The following is an 18793-nucleotide window of genomic DNA, read 5'->3' on the forward strand; positions in this document are numbered from 1 at the left end:
TCTTAAAAGAAACAAAAAGCTCCTGCCCTAAGGCACCCGCTCATAAGGAAGTAATTTGATTGTCGCAGGGCGGCATGGCTGAAAGGTCATGCCGCCCTGCCTTTTCTTTGCCGTTCCACGGTCTGATCGTCGCCCGGCAGGTTAACTTCTCTGATGAAGTTCCAGATCAGTTCAATCTTTTGCCTGCGGTGGCCGCTGGACTTATCCGGCACATGGATGATGATTTTCTTTACAAACTCATTGACGATGGTGGGGGTCAATTCCCAGATACCCACATACTTTCGCACAATGACTGCAAAGCTTGCAAAATCGGCTTGATCCTGTTCAAAGGTTTCTACCGCTTGCCGCCATGCCTTGACCTGCTCCGTCAGTTCTTTTTGTTCTGCCTCATAGTCGGCAGAAAGTTTCAAGAACCGTTCATGGCTGATTGCCCCGCTGATGTCGTCCTCATAGATGCGTTTGAAAATACGGTCAAGTTCGGCAATACGCTTTTCTGCTTGGGCGATTTTACGCTTGCGCTTCTTGGCCTCTTTCTCCGCTTCTTGGAACCGTTGCTTTTTCGCCGCTTCCTCAAATGCCATGGCACCGTCAAAGAACAATGCCGTCACATCGAAAATCCGCTGTAACACAAACAATTTTAGCGTTTCTTCCCGGATAAAGTGGGCGGAACACGTTCCCGTATTGCTCTTATAATTGGAGCAGACATAGTGGTCTTGCTTGGGCGAAAAGCTGTTTGTCGTACAGAAATACAGCTTGTCCCCGCAATCCGCACAATAGAGCAAGCCAGAGAATAATCCTTGCTTCCCCGTCTTGCTGGGGCGGCGTTTGTTCTCCCGTAACTCCTGTACCCGCTCAAAGACTTGTTCGTCGATAATAGCGGGCTGGGTATTGGGGAAAATCCGCTGGTTCTCCGGGGCGTTATGCAGCCGCTTTTTCAGCTTGTGGGACTTGGAATAGGTCTTGAAGTTCACCGTGCAGCCGGTGTACTCTGGCCGCTCCAATATCCCCGCCACAGACTTCGGGCCCCATTGATACGGCTTCTCCGGCAGCGGCTTTCCGTCCCGTTGGGCGTAGTGAGCCTTGACAGTCAGGACGTGTTGGGCGGTCAACAGCTTGGCAATCTGCATGGGGCCTTTCCCCGCAATGCACAGGGCGAAAATCCGCTTCACGATCTCGGCGGCTTCCTCGTCCACGATCCATCTCCTTTTGTCCGCCGGGTCTTTCGTGTACCCGTAGGGCGGATTGGTGCAGAGGTGTTCCCCGGCGTTTCCTTTGGCCCGCATGACGGCCCGGATCTTCTTGCTGGTATCGCGGGCATAAAAGTCGTTAAACAGGTTGCGAAAAGGGGTAAAATCATTGTCCCCCTTGTCGCTGTCCACGCCGTCATTGATGGCGATATACCGAATATCGCGTTCAGCAAAGAAGCTCTCGGTATAATAACCAACTTTCAGATAGTCCCGGCCAATGAGGGACATATCCTTGACAATGACGGTTGTGACCTTTCCCGCCTCGGCCAGCCGGATCATCTCATTCCAGCCCGGACGGTCAAACGTCACCCCGGACACTCCATCATCAACGAAAAATGTCGGATTGGGGAAAGCATTATCGGTTGCATACTTCAAAAGGATTTTCTTCTGATTGGCAATGCTGTTGCTCTCGCCGTCCAGCGCATCCTCTTGGGACAGGCGGGCGTATAAAGCGGTGATGTTGTCGGGATAGTTGGTATTTGCTGTCATGGTTCATTCCTCCTGTAATGAACGTCCGCCAAACAGGTTGCTGTCCTTATTATACCGTGCTTTGTGGTCTTTGTCAGTATCCGTGATGGTTTCTGAACGAATGAGCCGTACCATTTTGTCGTAAAGCAGTTCTGTGCCGCCGCAGGAGGTTTCCACCTCGTATACGGTTCTGCCGATTGTATAGCACACGGTTTCTTGTAGCGGATTTCCTCTTTTCGGGAGATAATCGCTCTCTTGTACTTTTGATTTCTGTTCCATTCCATTCCCGTCCTTTCTGGAAGAATCACAACAGAGCAAGCATAGGGAGTGTGGCCACACTCCCGCAAAATCTCCATTTCCGGCAACCTGCCGGAGCGGAGATTTTTGTCTGTTGGGAACTTCCCAAACCCTTGTTTTTTGCTTCGCTAATAATACGTTTGCAAGGACGGAAATTGCCCGTTAAATTCTGATCATCCAATAAAATTCTGCTATATGAGGCCTGCTGACCTTGCGCTTTCTCATGGGAATTTGATAATCTGTCCTGCCTGCCCACCAGCCGTGCCGGAAAATCCTTGAAATAGTAGATTCTTCCCTCATTCTAAATGTGTAGCTGGACACCAAAAGATTTCATATTGCTTTCACATCGTTTTGGTATAATAGAAAAATATAAGGAGGGGTAAAATGGCTGTTTTATTGATTGTGGAGGACGATACTGCCACCAATGAGGCAATCTGTGAATATATGAAAACCGCAGGGCATATCACCCTGTCTGCTTTTGATGGAGAACAAGGCTTGCAGATCGTAAGGGAACAATCTATTGATTTAGTGGTTTTGGATATTATGCTCCCGAAGCGAACCGGTTTGGAGGTATTAAAAGAACTGCGCCAAACAAGCAACATCCCTGTCTTAATGTTGACCGCCCTTGATGATGAGCCTACTCAGGCAGCCAGCTTTGATGAAGAAGCGGACGATTACATTACCAAGCCCTTTTCCATGCTTTTGCTGGGGAAACGGGTGGCTGCCCTGCTAAGACGGTGCGGAAAAAGCCCGGAACTGAACCAAATCCAGATTGGGGATATTACGGTGGATTTTGGTGGCTACACAGCTTCCGGCCAGAATGGGCCGATTGACCTCACGCCAAAAGAGATCGACCTGCTGAAATTACTGGTGGAGCATAAAGGACTGGTGCTTACCCGGTCGCAGATATTGGATGAGTTGTGGGGATATGATTACCCCATCATAGACCGCACCATTGATACCTATATCAAAAATTTACGGAAAAAGCTGGGCCTTGATCGTATTATTACAGTAAAAGGCGTTGGCTACAAGTATGAGGAACAACCATGAGAAACTTAAAACTCTTTTCTAAAATTTTCTTATACACCTTTCTGGTTATGCTATTTGTAACCGTGATGGCCCATGTCTTTCTCTATGTACTTGCGCCTCAAATGACAGTAAGCACCAACCGTTTTGTGGAAGGGGCCATTATAGAAAGTGATGTGAACACCGGGATCTTAATAAAATCCGCCATCGGAAAAGCGCTGCCGGTATCCCTGTTCTTCTGCGTCATCATTTCCGCCGGGTGTTCTTTATTGTTTTCCAGAGCAATGACGAGGCCAATCAAACAGATTGCTGAAACAACAGAAAAGATGGAAAAGCTGGATAAGGCGGCAAAATGTATGGTGCATACGAAGGACGAAACCGGTGAGCTGGCCGCCCGCGTGAATAAGCTGTATGCCAGCCTGCTTTCCACCATTGAAAATCTGGAAGAAGAAAAGCGGAAAGTCAGTGAGGCGGAACAGTCAAAAATTGATTTCCTGCGGGCCGCCTCCCATGAACTGAAAACGCCGGTGACTGCCCTCAACGCAATTTTGGAAAACATGATTTTAGGTGTTGGAAAGTATAAAGACCGGGATACCTGCCTACTGGAGTGCAAGGAAATCACCGAACAGCTCTCCTTTATGATAAAAGAAATTCTGGATACCTCCCGGCTGGATTTTACACAGGAGAAAAAGTACGTAGAAACCTTTGACCTGTCGGATAGCCTTTCGGCAATCTGTGAGCCTTACCAGTTGATTGCAGCGACCAAAAAGATCGGCTTTTCCCTAAGCATACAAGGAAAGTGTCTTGTCCATACGTCAAGGAAAAGCCTTGAGCGAATCCTGTCCAACCTGCTTTCCAACGCGGTTTCCTACACAAATCCGGGACACAAAATTTCCGTTGTACTGACCGAACGCCAGATAAAAATTGAAAATGAGTGTACGCCCATCCCGCCGGAAAAGCTGGCCTATGTATTTGAGCCATTCTACCGCCCGGATTTTGCCAGAGACAGAAAGGACGGAGGGAATGGGCTGGGGTTATATATTGTAGATATACTGTCAAAGGCCTTAGAATTGCCCTATCAATTTGAGGCGTCAGAAAATCCGCCGGGAATGTGCTTTACCCTTTTCCTATCTTGAAAATGCTCTCCCTTGTGGGGAGGTTTTTCATTTTATACGCTGTTTCATACTGATTCCATATTGGAGTGCTATCCTATCAGCGTTGCAACACATATCCCAATGAAATGGAGGCCATTCTATGAATTTTATGAATCGAGCATGGCTGTACATCATCCGCAAAAGAGGCAAAAGTATTCTTCTCTTTATTATTTTGCTGGTGATGGCAACCTTTGTATTGACCGCTCTGGCTCTTGGAAACGCTTCTAAATCTGCCCAGCGTGATTTGAGGCAAAGCCTCGGTGGGAGTTTCCTTATCGGCTTTGACTACACAGAGAACAACCCCTATTTGAAGGTGGAAAGCGTGAATGGCGGAACCCTGATGTATTCCACCCAACAGATCAGCCCGGAGCTGGTAGAGCAAATCCGGGGAATTGAGGGGATCAAGGAGTGCGGCGCCACGGTGGAGGGGCTGGCGGCTTTCCCTTCTCTGAAACTGTTCACTGGCAATATCCCCATTGAGGAAGAATTTCGTGAATCCTCAAAAATACTAAGCACATGGAAAAGCGAAGAGCTTACCCGGTTTACTTCCGGGCAGCTTACGCTGACAGAGGGGCGGCATATTCTGCCGGACGATAAAAACAAGGGGCTTATCAGCAAAGATCTTGCTGATAAAAATGGCCTGAAAATTGGCGATAAAATCCAAACGGACAAAGGCGTGGAGATTGAAATTGTGGGCCTGTTCTCTCCAAGAGAAATCGAAGGCATCAACGATCAGGTGACAACCTACGATAAAATACAAAATCTCATTATCACCGATCTTGCCGCTTTAGTGGCTTATGAAAATGGCCCTGCAATCCAAGGATTTAATGAGCTGACAGTATCAGTAGACGATCCGCAGAACATGGAGGAAATCATTTCTAAAGTAAAGGGCATCTCCGGTGTGGACTGGAAGGGATTCTCTTTTCTGGTTGACAACGAGGGCTATGAAAAAGCTGCGTCCTCTTTGGAACAATTATCGGAGCTGGTATCTACCATTTTGATTGTCGTGCTGATTGTTAGCATTGCCATCCTCTCGCTCATTCTAACCATGTGGGCCAGAACCCGAATCCATGAAACTGGCGTACTGCTCTCTGTGGGGATCAGCAAGTTGTCGATCTTAGGACAGTATATTGCCGAGGTTTTACTCATAGCAGTGCTGGCATTTTCCATTTCTTATTTTTCCGCCAGTGCCATTGCGGGGCAGATGGGAAACGTCTTGCAATCCGAGCAGGCTGTAACCGAGGTGCAGCAGGAGAATGGCTTATCTACCGGAAGCCGTGGTGAAGCCGGAACAGACACAGAAGATCAGAAAATAGAAACCCCTAAATTACAGGTTCGCGTACAGTTTGAGGAAATGGGGCTTCTATTCCTGCTTGGGATCGGAATTGTAACGGTATCCGCTGGAATTTCCTCGATTTCCGTAATGCGGTTGAAACCGCGAGAGATTCTATCAAAAATGAGTTGAGAAAGGTGGTAACGATATGAAAAAAGCATGGAAATTGTTTCCCATATTCTTTCTTCTGGTACTGTTGTTCACTGGGTGCACCCAGCAGGAGAACAAAGCGGACGAAACGCAGGAGCAGTCTGGTGCGCCCATAATAGATTATGAGGTACCGGATAAAGTAAAGGACTATGATTTTAACTATGAATTTGTGCCCGAAGGTGAATAGGAGGTGCCTCTATGGGAATTTTGGAACTGCAAAACCTAACATACTCTTATGACAAAAAGAAGAAGGTGTTAAGAGGGATCAACGCGCAGATGGAGGCCGGAAAGATGTATGCCATTCTCGGCCCCTCCGGCTGCGGCAAGACAACGCTCCTTTCCCTGTTGGGCGGTCTGGACAGTCCCACAAGCGGGAGTATTCTGTTTGAAGGGAAGGATATTGTACAGTCCGGATTAGCAGGACACCGGAAAAAGAATGTTTCGTTTATCTTTCAGAGCTACAACCTGATTGATTATATGACCCCGCAGGAGAATGTCCGGCTGATTTCCAAAAAACCGGCATTTCCGTTTCTGGAACGGCTGGGGTTGACGAAGGAAGAAGCAAGACGAAACGTGTTGAAGCTCTCCGGTGGCCAGCAGCAACGTGTAGCCATTGCGCGGGCACTGGCCAGCGAAACTCCGGTGATTTTGGCTGACGAGCCTACTGGCAATCTGGACGAAGAAACCGCTCAGGACATTACAGAAATCCTTAAAGAGAGCGCACATCAGATGAATAAATGTGTGGTAGTAGTCACCCACTCGAACGAGTTGGCAAAACAGGCGGATATGGTATTCCGATTGAAAAAAGGTGAATTGAGCTTGGAACAAAACAGGAAATCTTCATAATATTTTTGCAACTGAAAGATTTGTCTTTCCTAATGTGTCTGAGTTGAAAGACATAGTGGTTATCTGCCGGACAACGGCAAAAGAAAAAAGCCATCGTGCAGCAGCCGTATTGACACGCCTATTTTACTTTGCGGTGGCTTTGAACAAATCAAAGCCGCCGCTTTCCTTTTGCCCGGCGTAGGATCGGTGGCCCACGGAGGGAGCCGCCATGAAGCAAAAAGCGTTTCGACAGAATACGACGGGGTATGTACCGTTAAAAAAAGCCCGTCCCCGGCAACGGGGACGCGCGGCCACGAATATGAACTATACCATGTAAATCAACTGCCTATTGTTTCTTCTTTCACCCGGTGGGTCTATGACCTGCCGGGCGAAATTTGTTGTTTTTTGCGGTTCTTCGGTGCGGGCCGGGGCCGCTATATTGCTGCCAGTGAAAGGAGTGGTATCAGCAGCTTTATCTTTTCACTCTCCCGCAGATTGGGGGTGAGAAGATGAACGAATACACCTTTGAGTATGTGGAGCGGAACCGGCTGGATACTTTCTGTAAAACGGTTTTACGCAACAAGGCCAGAAAATACCTGTCGGAGCTGGCCCGCCGCCGTGACCGGGAAAAGCCGCTGGACACCTTGCCGCAGGCGGAAATGGACAGACTCTGTACGCTGGATGAATACCCCAGCGACAGCTTTACATTCTCGGCCTTTGGCTATGACCTACATATCCGGGACGAACTGGTGGCCGGAGCCTTTGCTACTTTGCCGGAGCAGGAACAGCAGATTTTAATTCTGCGCTTCGTCGCGGCTATGGCGGACGGCGAGATCGGCGGCCTTGTGAGGATGTCCCGCAGCGCCGTCCAGCGTCACCGCACAAAGACTTTGAACAAACTGCGGCAGAGATTGGAGGGCAACGGAGGAAGGAACGCAAAATGAAGCAGCCCACATTCCACGGCAGGGTGCTTCTGCCCCTGTCTGACTTTGCAGAGGCCCGCGCTGGTGATCCGCTTGCAATGGAGCGCATCTTACGATACTATGACGGGTATATAAACAAGTTGTGTACCCGGACGCTCTACGATCTGGACGGTACGCCTCATGTGCGTGTGGACGAGCACATAAAACATCGGTTGCAGGCAAAACTGGTAGAAGCCATCATAAACAGGAAATAGCAAAGACAAGGGAAGCCGCCAAGGGTCAAGATGAACGCTCCGCGCCCTTGACGGCTTCCTCCGTCTTTGCTGTATGGTAATCAAGCGGATGCAAGCAGAAATCTGCTTGCGCCCGATGTTACGGGGACTTTCTGGCGTGGTTGGATAGCCGGAAGTATCTTACCATTCTTACCATCGCCAATGCAGTGTGAAATGCGTAGAAAACCGGCATGCCATTTCATTGCAAAACAGCGCGCCGGTTCATTTTAGCAACCTCGTTTGTCAGCCGTTAAGTTAGTGTGTTTTTGATACTTCCTTATCGATGTTCTTCCAAGGCAGGAGCTTTTTTATTGTGTTGTGTAATATATTAGCCCAGCATCTTTAAGATGTCGGCCTTGGGATGAACCCCCACAGAAGTGCTAACCACTTGGCCGTTCTTAAACAGGATCAAGGTGGGGATGCTCATAACGCCATACTGCTGTGCCAGTTCCGGCTCTTCATCCACATTGATCTTGACGACCTTGACCGAACCGCTCTTTTCCTCCGCGACTTCGTCCACGATAGGGGAGAGCATCCGGCAAGGACCACACCAGGAAGCCCAAAAATCAGCCAGTACCGGCTGTGCTGAGGAAAGTACCTCTTGATCAAAATTATTTTTATTCACAGAAACAACAGACATGCTGCATTCTCCTTTCAATTGATGGAATGTTTTGATTTAATGGATTTAGTATACCCTGATTTTGCCGTCTTTTCCGTGACTATATCACACTATTTGTCTAGGATTTTCAACAGTGGTTTTATTGGGATCTATGAAATGCAAAAAGGTCCCGGAAAAAATCCGGGACCTGATGGCAAAACGCCATTGTTGCATATGCAAGATCGAAATTTTCCAAATGTCTCCTGTTAACGTTTGGAGAACTGAGGAGCACGGCGGGCGCCTTTGAGGCCGTATTTCAATCGTCTGAGCGATGATTTTCCTTGATATTCCGGGCTTTTTTGAGCCTCGGCCCCTCGGTTGTCCTATTCCTTAACCAAAAAACAGGCCACTTTTACGAGGGGACAGCTTGATGAAATGCAGAATTTACTACATCGAATAGCTGTTCTGGTTTATTATACTTTACTCTTGCATAGATGTCCATAGTTGTCTTGCTGTTCTCATGTCCGGCAAGGTACTGGACCGTCTTGGGGTCAACACCTGCATACAGAAGATTGGTGATGTAGGTATGCCGCAGCAGGTGCGGTGTCACATCGAAGTCCAGGCTATACACAATGTTGGGATTGTTTTTCTGATGTCCTCCCAGACTCGGCTGAACAGTGTACTTGATGCTCTGTCCGTTCACATACTTATAATAGGTACGCTCCTTGGTAGACCGAACAACGATGTACTGCCAGACACGTTTGAACTGCGAATATGACAAGGGCTGTCCCTCACTATCGGCAATCACATATTCCGATTTGGAGGCAGCCTTGGCTTCCCGCAGACAATTCACAAGGCATTTGGGAATGGGAATATCCCTTCTTGCTGCTTTCGTCTTAAGCGTTGTAGAGATAACCGGTCTGTTATGCTCTGATCGCCATGCGCGCCGCACAGAGATATATGGAGTGGGTGCATCGAGGAACACACAATCCCATTGCAAGGCGAGAGCTTCTTCTCGGCGCAGACCGGCATATAAGCCGATCATGGTAAACAGATACGGCGGAAGTCCTTTGACGGTTTCCAGCAGCACTTCCACCTGCTGGTCTGTCAGCGAATCTTTCTTTTGGGTCGGTTTCCCTCCTTTTGCCGAAATCCCCTCACACGGATTGTATTCCAGCAACTGGCTCCGCTCTGCCGAGTAAAAAATGCACTTGAGGAGCATATTCACCGTATTGTGCAGGCTCTCGGACTTATTGGACAATGGGATCAGCGCCAGACGAATATCATCCGCTGTTACTTCCTCCATATACATATCTCCCAAAGGCTTGATAATGTAGTTCTTCATATTGGAGGCGTAGCCCTTCAGTGTAGCCGGCGACACTTTTGCGGATTGCATCAACAGCCACTTCTCACAATACTCGGCCACAGTAGGATGCTCCCGGTGGAAGATGATCTCCGCTACCTGGCGTCTCGCCTCCTGCTCTTTATCGTACAGTTCCTCGCAGGTAGTCCCATACAAGCTCACCTGCTTGCCGTCTGCGTCCAGAATCCGGGTTCTGTAATACAGGACACCCTTTCGTGTGACGGTTCCATATTGAGGTATGTTTTTTTTCTTCTTTGCCATAATTAATTTCCTTTCTCGCGTGGTGATGTATCTACACCTCCTTTTTATCAGAGATTTCAAATTGAATCAAAGATACGGCCAAGGAAAAACTAAGAGCGAGACATCCTTGTCTCGCTCTTACTTCATTTTCTGAATTGTTCGGAACTTACACAGCGTCCCATAAGTCAAAGGCACAGCCCATTGCTTTGACAAGATCATCCGGCCTGTTGTATTTGACCTTTGCGTAAATGTCCATCGTGATTTTGCTGCTTTCATGGCCCGCCAAATATTGTACCGTTTTGGGGTCCACCGAAGAATGAATCAGATTGGTGATGTAGGTGTGCCGCAGCTGATGCGGTGTCACTTCAAAATCCAGGCTATATACCACATGGCCGTTATTCCTGGCTTTTTCTCCAAGTTTCGGGTAAAGCATATATTTTACATACTTTCCGTCCACAAGTTTTCTGGCCATTCTCGGCTTTGCAGTCCGCGTCACAATATACTGCCACAGCCGCTTAAACTGTGTATAGGATAGCGGATCACCGTCCCGATTGGCAATCACATAATCCGAAGTGGATTTTTTCTTTGCATCTTTCAGACATTCAACCAGACAGACCGGGAGAGGAATGTTTCTTTGTGCCGCTTTGGTCTTTAGCTCGGTAAGAATGACCGGCCTGTTATGTTCTGTGTGCCATGCCCGCCGTACCGTTAAGTACGGAGCCTCTGCATCCAGATACACAGAATCCCATTGCAGCGCCAGGATTTCTTCCCGGCGCAGACCGGCATATAAACCGATCATCACAAATACATAGGGCGGCAAATCCCGGATCGTGTCCAAAAGCCGCTCAACCTGTTCATCCGTCAATGCCTGTCTTTCTTCCTGGGGAACTCCTCCCTTTGCATCCAGGTATATGGTCGGGTCCTCGTCAATCACATGGCTCTCCTTGGCCGCCCGGAAAATGGACTTGCAGAGAATCACCACAGACTTATAAACCGAAGCCGACTTCTTGGAAACAGGTACGAGGGCAAGTTGGATGTCATCCAGGGATACATCAGCCATTCTCTTGTCTCCCAGCCCTCCAATAATGTGCCGCCGCACCTTAGAGGTATAATCTGTCAAGGTGGTGGCCCGAACATGGACGGACTGCATCAGCAGCCACTTCTCACAGTACTCAGCAACCGTAGGCGATCTTCGACGAAACGTAGTACTGTCAATCTGCTCTAACGCCTCCAGTTCCTTGTCATAAAGCTTTTCGGGCGTCTTTGCATAAAGCGCCACTCTGTTTCCATCCGAATCTTCGACTCTGGTTCTATAATATTCAATGCCGTTAAGCACGACCGTACCATATTGAGGAATTGCCCTTTTTCTTTTTGCCAATTCCGTCACCTCCTAAGAATAATGTCCAGCGCTGTACCTTTGTTTTATCAGACATATTAGGTTCCAGCAAGGATACGGAACAGCTCAAGCTCGGACACTTCGCAGCTTGCGGTATGTAGCGCTTTTTTCCACTGGCTTTGCACGATGGGTGCATTTTGCGATATACTCCTGAAGGCCAGCATCTGTAAAGTACACGCAACCATTTTGCACATACTGAACATAGGAAATTAGCCCACTGTTTCGAGCTGCATCCAAAGTGGCAATGCTAATCCCCAGTAATTTGGCAGCCTCTTTCCGCGAAATCAATTTTTCCATAGGTGGTCCCCCTTTCTGTCAAAGATGTGGTTGTTGCTTTCAAAATCACATGAATGCGCTGGCAACCGAAGCTGCCAGCGCATGGTATCTGACTTTGAAAAATTTACTCGCCACATTTGCCACGCACCCCTGGCGATGGGGACATTCCGGTCTCCGCTGGCGCGGCTGTCATAACTCCACAGCGTCGTTTTACTCGTGCGCCGCAGAGTTCCCCCCAAGTCTTTAGGAGGCCGTGAGGAAGTATCTTTAACCCCTATGCAGTCATCGCGCCCTGAAATGCCACTTTCGGGTATCAGGCTGACGTGGATCGCTCGGAACAGTCCTATTCATCACCTCCTGGGGCTGTCCATCTTCGCGGCGTGCCTGATTCGCTCGTACATAGGTTATGTACCGGAAATGCCGTCTATGAAATTGTCAAGCTCCACATTGGGAGAATGTTCTTCCCTCAATGGGTAGGCACTGATACGCTTCATTTGTTAAGTGTTATTCAAAAATTTTTTTATTTTTTTAAATCTTTGTGCAACAGCACTTCTGGAACAATGCCAAAGACGTGCTACATCAATTTGACGATAACCATCCACAAAAAGTAATGTCAATAGCTCCAAATCTTTCTTCGACAGCTTCTTCAATCTCAACAGTAGTTGTTCGTTTTCCACCGAAGCCAACCATCCATATCGCGTTTGATCAATCTTATCAACATCCCATTGATAAGATAACGATGCAAACTTTCGGAACAGCTGTGATTGACCACATACTTCATCATATTGTTCACAAGGTATTGGTTGCGTATGGTTTTGAAAAACCCTTTGACTGCAAAACCATGCCCAGTCATATTCTTTCATGGCAGCAATCTGTTCTTCGCTCATCCCTGCATCACAATACTCAACTTCTAAACGCTTCCATCTACTATCAAACTTCTTTTTCTCATATCCATAATTAAATCCCATTATTAACCTCCTGTAGATTCAATTTGCAAAATTCACCATGCAAACTAAAATCAGGAGGAGATCGACAACGAGAATCTCTGGGTTGTTTTCCATCCCCAGAAACAAAAATGCCAGCTGATCTTAAGGACCAGCTGGCATTTTTATTCGCGCACAAAGAAAACGCATTATTAAGATTTTATAAGTACAACAAGTATACCAAGCACAATTCGATACCAACCAAACACCTTAAAATCATGTTTTTTGATAAAGTTCATTAGGAATTTAATTACTAAGACAGATACCGCAAATGCCACAGCCATACCGAGAACAAGAGCGAGCAGTTCTGCACTTGTAAATTCAAACCCGAATTTTAACAGCTTAAAAGCACTTGCTCCAAGCATAGTAGGTACTGCGAGGAAAAAAGTAAACTCTGCTGCTGCCACTCGTGAAACTCCTATGAGTAAAGCACCTATAATCGTTGCTCCCGACCGTGATGTGCCGGGTATAAGTGATAACACTTGAAATGCCCCTATCAAGATTGCTGTTTTATAGCTGATGTCAGAAAGTGCCATAGTAGTAGGAGTACGCTTTTTATTCCAATTTTCTATGAGAATGAATAACAAACCATAAAAGATTAACATGATTGAAATCACAATGGGGGTTTGGAGGTAAGCATCCAAATAATCATCAAATAGAATCCCCATAATAGCTGACGGTACACAAGCTACCGCAACCTTGAACCACAACGAGAAAGTATCCTTTTTAACAATTGACTGTGCTTTGTTCTTAAATTGAAAGGGAAACATCTTGTTCCAAAACATTACAACCACTGCGAGTATAGCTCCAAGTTGAATAACAACAAAAAACATTTCTTTAAATGCTTCGCTCATATTAAGTGTGATAAATTCGTCCACAAGAATCATATGTCCTGTGCTGCTGATAGGTAGCCACTCAGTAATACCCTCAACAATTCCAAGAAAAATAACTTTTAAAATTTCTATAAAATCAAGTACCATTATTTCAAATCCTCCTTTTTAAAATGATGAAAGGTCATAAGAAAACCAACTGCTGATACAAGAATAATAATAGATACAGACAGCAGTGTAGGATAGCCGGTACTCTGAAGTTTACCCTGCACCAAGAAATAGGTGGCTGTCCACGGATACAACGCTCCCCATTCTTGATTTGAAAGTGCGGCACTTCCCATGACAATCACGGCAGAGCCAATCATCGGGGCGACAAATCCTTTTGTTTTCATAGCAACAAACACAAAAGGAGAAACTGTTAAAAACATCAGGATACTGCCAAACAAAAACTTGGGGAGCCATACTATTGCCACTAGTAAGCTATATCCCTCCAATGTAAAGACAGCGTCATATAGCCCACAAACGATAAATATACCTGCCCATGTTACAAGGGTTAGCATAACAATCCAAAGAAGCAGGGTGCAAAATTTTCCAATTAATAGTTTTGTCCTTGAAATGGGTATGGGCAATATGGTTTTGAGGGTGCTTTCTGTGTACTCTCTGCTAAACAAGTAAGCTGCAATTGCCACATATATCATAATGTTTACCAGCAGCATGATATACAGTACACTGTCGCTGTATATGTCAGACAAGGTAAAGATAATCTCCGGCTTATCAAAATGTGTTTGCAAGGCTTCTATTAACATCAAAAGTGGGGTAGATAATACCCCTGCCACACTAATTAGCACCATTTTTGAACGCTTTAGTTTTAATAATTCACAAGAAATAAGATTAAGCAATACCGCCACCTCCAATCAGTTTAGAAAAGTAGTCCTCTAAGTTTTCCTCACTATCATTTATCCTTGTCACGAGCAGTCCATTTCGTGCAAATTCTCGATTGATTTCTCCAACACTTTGGCTAAAGTCATAAATTCTCACCGTACCGTCCTGCACTGTAAAATCCGTCATGTGGTAGTGGTTTTCTAAAATCTTTCCGGCTATCTCACTGTCAGATAAATCAAATTGAATGTATTTTCGATTCCTTTTGTGAAGCTCGGATATATTCACTTCCTCTACTAAATGCCCCTCGTGCATAACGCCGATAATATCTGCTATCTGTTCAATCTCGCTTAAAACATGGCTTGAGATAAAAATGGTAATGCCATGATTGTGACTAAGTTCAGATAAAAATGAGCGTATTTCAACTATTCCAATGGGGTCAAGTCCGTTAATCGGTTCGTCAAGTATTAAAAGCTCCGGCTCGTGCATAATGGCGGCGGCAATACCAAGCCGTTGCTTCATTCCGAGGGAATAATCGGAAAAGACTTTTCTTTTCTCCTTATGCAGCCCCACAACTTCAAGAGCTTTTTCTACTCCACTTTTAGATACTCCCCCTCGCAGTTTAGCGAGAATTTGCAAATTCTCATACCCTGTTAAATTACTGTAAAATCCCGGTGTTTCGATAATAGAGCCTACTTTGCTATAAAGGGTATGGATATTTTCCTTATAGTTTGTGCCAAACAAGCGTACCGTTCCCTCCGTTGGGAAAGCAAGCTGCAACATCATTTTCATTGCTGTGGTTTTGCCTGCTCCGTTTCTGCCGAGCAAACCATAAATTTTGCCCTTTGGCACATGAAGATTTACCTTATCGACAACGGTGGCTGTTCCGTATCGCTTCGTAAGATTTTCTGTTTCAATGATATAATCCATATTTGATTCTCCTTTCCGTGGGTTGCTGTTCTTGTTTTCGCTGACCACAATCTTATTATCCACGAGTATTGCATAGAAGCCAAGAAATCTACCGTCACAATGCCGACACAATAGATGTCAGCACGAAAAAAGCTCCGACACTTATCGTGTCAGAGCCTATTTTAAAGGGTTTATGGCATTTTACTTTGTTTGGGTTTGCTTTATCCAGACAAATATTTTAGCAACAAATAGCAGAAACATAAGGGCGGTTACATAGGGTTGTCTTGCCGCAGCGAAGAAGCAGATAACAAGCGTACTCAGCACGAGAGAGCATTTTGTGATTATGTTGCTCCATGATTCCTTTTCAAAACAAACACACATCAGTTTCGCTATCCCAAGTGCAATCAAAACAATAAAAACAATCCAATAGATTGCAAGATATATTGGGGTAGTGTCTGTAAATGAAAGTAGATTGACAGAATAAATATATCCGTCAACAAGGTTACCATACAACGGCAAAAGTATAAAAGTAACCGCCATCATATCTAATATTCCATAAATGAAACTGTAAATTTTTTTCAAGTTGGAACGATTTTCAGTTTCGGCAAGTGTAATCAGTTCTTCGCCCGATAGCAGTTCATCTATGGTCACAGAAAAGAATTTAGAAATACACTTGAGCGACTCAATGTTAGGGTAACCCTTGCCGCTTTCCCATTTTGAAATGGCTGTTCTTGATACATATAATTGCTCCGCAAGTTGTTCCTGCGTTAAGTTCTTTCCAGTCCTAAGCTGTTGTAGCTTTTCATTAAATTCCATGATTCTCCTCCTGTTTGTTCCTTGTTTTCATACGTCCATCAACGGGTTTTTCTGCATCTTTTGGTATCATCCATGCACGACCAAATTTTTCAGTTCCGTCAATGCGATTTTCCTCACATAATTTTTGTATCCGTCTTTCCGATATGCCCCATTTTTCAGAAGCGGCTTTCACAGAAATGTAATTCATAATATCAACTTCCTTTCGCAAAGAGTATATAATTATTATATACGGAATGACGAATAATAGCAAGTTTCTCTCCACTAATACGAAATTATACACTACTAAACATAAAATCATACTTCGTTCAAATATCATCACCCGAAATGTACAATGATATAGGATGATATTAAAATGTACCAAGATGAAAGAAAACTTGATTTTAAGCCGTTAGGTATAGCGATAAAAAAAGCTCGGGAAGCAAAAGGGTGGACACAGGAATATCTTGCCCAACTGGTAGACCTTACGCCACGCTCTATTATGTATATAGAGAACAGGGGGCAGCACCCAAGGCTTAACAAATTTTATCTCATTACTACCTTGCTTGACATCTCTGTAGACCAGTTCTTTTTTCCATGCAATGAAGATGGCGACAACAATCGCCGCAAACAAGTTGATGTACTGTTGAATGATATGGAAGAAAAGGAGCTTATCGTGATGGAAGCTACGGCTCAAGGCTTGAAAAAGGCAAGAGAAACTGCGGAATAATTAACGCTGTTTTCGTAAGCCAAGCCAACTGAAAAAAGTGCGACACCTACACAGGCTATCGCACTTTTTAGGTTATTTTTTTATTCTCCACACAAATCATAAAGCTGTTCACATCGGTTTTGAATATCTAAGATTTCTGTTTCGGTTAAACTCCTGCGGTTATGAGTAAGTTGTTGCTCTAAAAAATCACGATAGCCATCAAGTAAGGCATCCCGTAAAAGCTCGGGGGCTTTGCAATGTTCCACACCAAACCATTGCTCATCTTTTTCATCCCAAATCATAACGGTGTATCCTCGCTTAGTGTTCACCACCTCCAAAACACTATCTTTATTTAGGTAATCGTTGAATACTTCTAAAACCTTTTCAAAGGTCATCATTTTATCAGCCCTTTCATATTTTAGGTGCTTATATGTAAGTAGTTTATATACTTATTACGACTATGATAATAAAAGTAAATCATCGTGTAAAGGATACGGATATTGTTTGCGAACAAAAGTGGCAAGCAATGCCGGTGTTAATACACTCGGCCCACAGAGGGAAAAATCCTGACGTGATTTCCCCCTCTGCTTTGCTTGTTGAGGGCAGCGCCCCCAAGCCCCTTTGAACGCAGAATTTCATTCTGCGGCTACGCGTCCGATGGACGCTTATGACCATGACCGGCTTACCGCTGGCCGTGGTCTTTTTCTTGTTCTTTTTTCTGTTCCTCATCCATTTTCAGCAGCCGATCCACATTGGCCTTTGCCGTCAAAAGTTCCCGCATTTCCTCACGGGAACGCCGGTACTCGGCGTAGGTTTTCTTCTTTTCCTCCAGCAGTTTGGCATACTCAGATTGCAGGTCTTTGACCTTGGGCAGCTTCTTCACTCCCATCTCATCAAAGGCATTTTTTGCCGCCTGATGGAGCAGAATTTCTTGCTCATGTTCCTCCCGAAATTTTCGGGAATAACCGGCCTTGCGATAGGCAACATAGGTCTCGCGGGTCTTGGCATAATTAACGATATGGGTACGCAGGACGGCGATCTCTGCCATGCGTTTCTCCGTCGCCTTAATCTGCGCTGACAGCTCATTGTGATGGGCGGTAGCCGCCACCGCTTTTTCTTCCAGCTCTGTATAGTCCAGTAGGTGATGTTCGGTAAGAAAATTCACGGTCTGCGCCATCTGTTTTAAGTTAAAAACCTTGGCCCAGCGTGCATATCCAGCACCTTTCCCGGCCTGCAATTTTGCCTGAATATCCACCAGCAAATTGACCTTGGGTGGCTCCGGCTGCACGGTGGATTTCTTGCGGGGCGTGTGCTGCTTTTCTCCAGCCAGCACCGCACGGATTTCTGTTTCGCTGTACCCGGCTCCCAGCTTGTCATCCATACGGGCTACATTCTTCCAACCGGGAGCTTTAAGGCGGATTGCTTTCCCGCGCCGAGATACCTCGCAGCCCATCTCGGAAAGCAGTTGCAGAAGTGTGTCAAAGTCTGCTGGCTTTTGCTCCAGCGCCCGGTCAATCATCACCCGTAGCTGTTCCCGATGGGAGGGCTTGGCTTGTTCGCCCAGCCACTTGTTGTAGCTTTTTCCGTGGGGCTTGGGGTTCTCCACAATGGATAGTCCGTTCTCGATACAAATGGTGTCACTTAAACGTCGAACAGCTCTGGTGCTTCCCCAAAAGTTACGGAACTTCCGGTCACAATCCATATTGACCGCCGACCAGATGATGTGATTATGAATATGCGATTTGTCGATGTGGGTGCAGACCACAAAGGAATGATTGCCTTTGGTGAACCGCCTGGCAAATTCTATGCCCAGCCGGTTGGCTTCCTCCGGTGTGATCTCTCCGGGCCTGAACGACTGGCGCACATGGTAGGCGATCACATCATCTGTACCGCGCACTCGTCCGGTGGCGGCAATATACTGCCGCTTTGCCAACAGAAACTCTGCATCAGCAGTGCGGCTGTCACATCCATAGCTGGTAATCAATTTTCCGTTGTCGGTCTTTTGGGGATTTGCCACATAGTCAATAATATCGCTGATGGCACGGCTCTCAGTCCGACCCTTGCCGATATGCAGCGGCATGATGCGTGTGGTTGCCATAAGGGAGACCTCCTTTCCAAAAAAG

22 protein-coding genes are annotated in these 18793 nt (G+C 46.1%); 8 read left to right on the top strand and 14 right to left on the bottom strand.

Features of this window, described 5'->3' with window-relative positions:
• Nucleotides 1-86: 86 nt before the first annotated feature.
• Together C12CBH8_RS10030 and C12CBH8_RS10035 are read right to left on the bottom strand one after the other, a co-directional pair.
• On the bottom strand, nt 87-1736 hold the full coding sequence (locus C12CBH8_RS10030) for a recombinase family protein (RefSeq protein ID WP_215533154.1): 1650 nt from the start codon (nt 1734-1736) through the stop codon (nt 87-89).
• A 3-nt stretch (nt 1737-1739) separates the two neighbouring features.
• Entirely contained in the window at nt 1740-1994 is a 255-nt protein-coding gene (locus tag C12CBH8_RS10035) for a hypothetical protein (RefSeq protein WP_099322724.1), read from the bottom strand.
• A 402-nt stretch (nt 1995-2396) separates the two neighbouring features.
• Between C12CBH8_RS10035 and C12CBH8_RS10040 the strand changes: the two genes are divergently transcribed.
• The 7 genes from C12CBH8_RS10040 to C12CBH8_RS10070 all read left to right on the top strand — a co-directional run bounded on the left by C12CBH8_RS10040 (nt 2397) and on the right by C12CBH8_RS10070 (nt 7677).
• Nucleotides 2397-3062 carry a response regulator transcription factor gene (locus C12CBH8_RS10040; RefSeq protein ID WP_215533155.1) on the top strand — a complete coding sequence of 222 codons (666 nt, stop codon included), beginning with the start codon at nt 2397-2399 and terminating at the stop codon, nt 3060-3062.
• On the top strand, nt 3059-4174 hold the full coding sequence (locus C12CBH8_RS10045) for a sensor histidine kinase (RefSeq protein ID WP_215533156.1): 1116 nt from the start codon (nt 3059-3061) through the stop codon (nt 4172-4174). The genes C12CBH8_RS10040 and C12CBH8_RS10045 overlap by 4 nt, the downstream gene beginning before the upstream one ends.
• A gap of 118 nt (nt 4175-4292) precedes the next feature.
• Complete coding sequence (locus C12CBH8_RS10050) at nt 4293-5657, top strand: ABC transporter permease (RefSeq protein WP_215533157.1); 1365 nt, start codon at nt 4293-4295, stop codon at nt 5655-5657.
• Nucleotides 5658-5673: 16 nt separating this feature from the next.
• A complete protein-coding gene (locus C12CBH8_RS10055) occupies nt 5674-5862 on the top strand; it encodes a hypothetical protein (RefSeq protein WP_099322728.1) in 189 nt (62 codons plus the stop codon).
• An 11-nt stretch (nt 5863-5873) separates the two neighbouring features.
• Nucleotides 5874-6521, top strand: a complete 648-nt coding sequence (locus tag C12CBH8_RS10060) for an ABC transporter ATP-binding protein (protein ID WP_099322729.1) — start codon at nt 5874-5876, stop codon at nt 6519-6521.
• Between the two features lie 488 nt (nt 6522-7009).
• The gene (locus C12CBH8_RS10065) at nt 7010-7444 is read left to right on the top strand and encodes an RNA polymerase sigma factor (RefSeq protein ID WP_099322730.1); all 435 of its coding nucleotides are present in this window, start codon (nt 7010-7012) and stop codon (nt 7442-7444) included.
• On the top strand, nt 7441-7677 hold the full coding sequence (locus C12CBH8_RS10070) for a helix-turn-helix domain-containing protein (protein WP_215533158.1): 237 nt from the start codon (nt 7441-7443) through the stop codon (nt 7675-7677). The genes C12CBH8_RS10065 and C12CBH8_RS10070 overlap by 4 nt, the downstream gene beginning before the upstream one ends.
• A 346-nt stretch (nt 7678-8023) precedes the next feature.
• Here C12CBH8_RS10070 and trxA read toward each other — a convergent pair whose 3' ends face one another.
• The 10 genes from trxA to C12CBH8_RS12005 all read right to left on the bottom strand — a co-directional run bounded on the left by trxA (nt 8024) and on the right by C12CBH8_RS12005 (nt 16172).
• The gene (gene trxA / locus C12CBH8_RS10075; RefSeq protein ID WP_099322732.1) at nt 8024-8335 is read right to left on the bottom strand and encodes a thioredoxin; all 312 of its coding nucleotides are present in this window, start codon (nt 8333-8335) and stop codon (nt 8024-8026) included.
• Between the two features lie 370 nt (nt 8336-8705).
• Complete coding sequence (locus C12CBH8_RS10080) at nt 8706-9917, bottom strand: tyrosine-type recombinase/integrase (RefSeq protein WP_002576318.1); 1212 nt, start codon at nt 9915-9917, stop codon at nt 8706-8708.
• 145 nt (nt 9918-10062) lie between these two features.
• Complete coding sequence (locus C12CBH8_RS10085) at nt 10063-11274, bottom strand: tyrosine-type recombinase/integrase (RefSeq protein WP_002576319.1); 1212 nt, start codon at nt 11272-11274, stop codon at nt 10063-10065.
• Between the two features lie 84 nt (nt 11275-11358).
• Complete coding sequence (locus tag C12CBH8_RS10090; RefSeq protein ID WP_002576320.1) at nt 11359-11589, bottom strand: hypothetical protein; 231 nt, start codon at nt 11587-11589, stop codon at nt 11359-11361.
• Nucleotides 11590-12065: 476 nt separating this feature from the next.
• On the bottom strand, nt 12066-12536 hold the full coding sequence (locus C12CBH8_RS10095) for an RNA polymerase subunit sigma-73 (protein WP_002576321.1): 471 nt from the start codon (nt 12534-12536) through the stop codon (nt 12066-12068).
• A 167-nt stretch (nt 12537-12703) separates the two neighbouring features.
• Nucleotides 12704-13531: a bacitracin resistance undecaprenyl-diphosphatase BcrD gene (gene bcrD, locus C12CBH8_RS10100; protein ID WP_002576322.1), complete on the bottom strand. Its 828-nt coding sequence runs from the start codon at nt 13529-13531 to the stop codon at nt 12704-12706.
• Nucleotides 13531-14280 carry an ABC transporter permease gene (locus C12CBH8_RS10105; RefSeq protein WP_002576323.1) on the bottom strand — a complete coding sequence of 250 codons (750 nt, stop codon included), beginning with the start codon at nt 14278-14280 and terminating at the stop codon, nt 13531-13533. Before C12CBH8_RS10105 ends, bcrD begins: the two co-directional genes overlap by 1 nt.
• On the bottom strand, nt 14273-15190 hold the full coding sequence (gene bcrA, locus C12CBH8_RS10110) for a bacitracin ABC transporter ATP-binding protein BcrA (RefSeq protein WP_002576324.1): 918 nt from the start codon (nt 15188-15190) through the stop codon (nt 14273-14275). Before bcrA ends, C12CBH8_RS10105 begins: the two co-directional genes overlap by 8 nt.
• Before the next feature lie 180 nt (nt 15191-15370).
• Nucleotides 15371-15985, bottom strand: coding sequence for a bacitracin resistance transcriptional activator BcrR (gene bcrR / locus C12CBH8_RS10115; RefSeq protein WP_009269230.1), 615 nt, complete (start codon nt 15983-15985; stop codon nt 15371-15373).
• Complete coding sequence (locus C12CBH8_RS12005) at nt 15975-16172, bottom strand: helix-turn-helix domain-containing protein (RefSeq protein ID WP_009246557.1); 198 nt, start codon at nt 16170-16172, stop codon at nt 15975-15977. Before C12CBH8_RS12005 ends, bcrR begins: the two co-directional genes overlap by 11 nt.
• Nucleotides 16173-16331: 159 nt before the next feature.
• Here C12CBH8_RS12005 and C12CBH8_RS10125 point away from each other — a divergent pair, with 159 nt between their 5' ends.
• Nucleotides 16332-16691, top strand: a complete 360-nt coding sequence (locus tag C12CBH8_RS10125; RefSeq protein ID WP_425330774.1) for a helix-turn-helix domain-containing protein — start codon at nt 16332-16334, stop codon at nt 16689-16691.
• 80 nt (nt 16692-16771) lie between these two features.
• On the opposite strand, the gene C12CBH8_RS10130 is transcribed toward C12CBH8_RS10125, so the two are convergent.
• Together C12CBH8_RS10130 and C12CBH8_RS10135 are read right to left on the bottom strand one after the other, a co-directional pair.
• Complete coding sequence (locus C12CBH8_RS10130; protein WP_002576327.1) at nt 16772-17068, bottom strand: hypothetical protein; 297 nt, start codon at nt 17066-17068, stop codon at nt 16772-16774.
• A gap of 284 nt (nt 17069-17352) precedes the next feature.
• Nucleotides 17353-18768, bottom strand: a complete 1416-nt coding sequence (locus C12CBH8_RS10135) for a relaxase/mobilization nuclease domain-containing protein (protein WP_002578499.1) — start codon at nt 18766-18768, stop codon at nt 17353-17355.
• Nucleotides 18769-18793: the final 25 nt, after the last annotated feature.

Origin of the sequence: Solibaculum mannosilyticum (assembly GCF_015140235.1) — a bacterium.
Lineage (GTDB): Bacteria > Bacillota > Clostridia > Oscillospirales > Acutalibacteraceae > Solibaculum > Solibaculum mannosilyticum.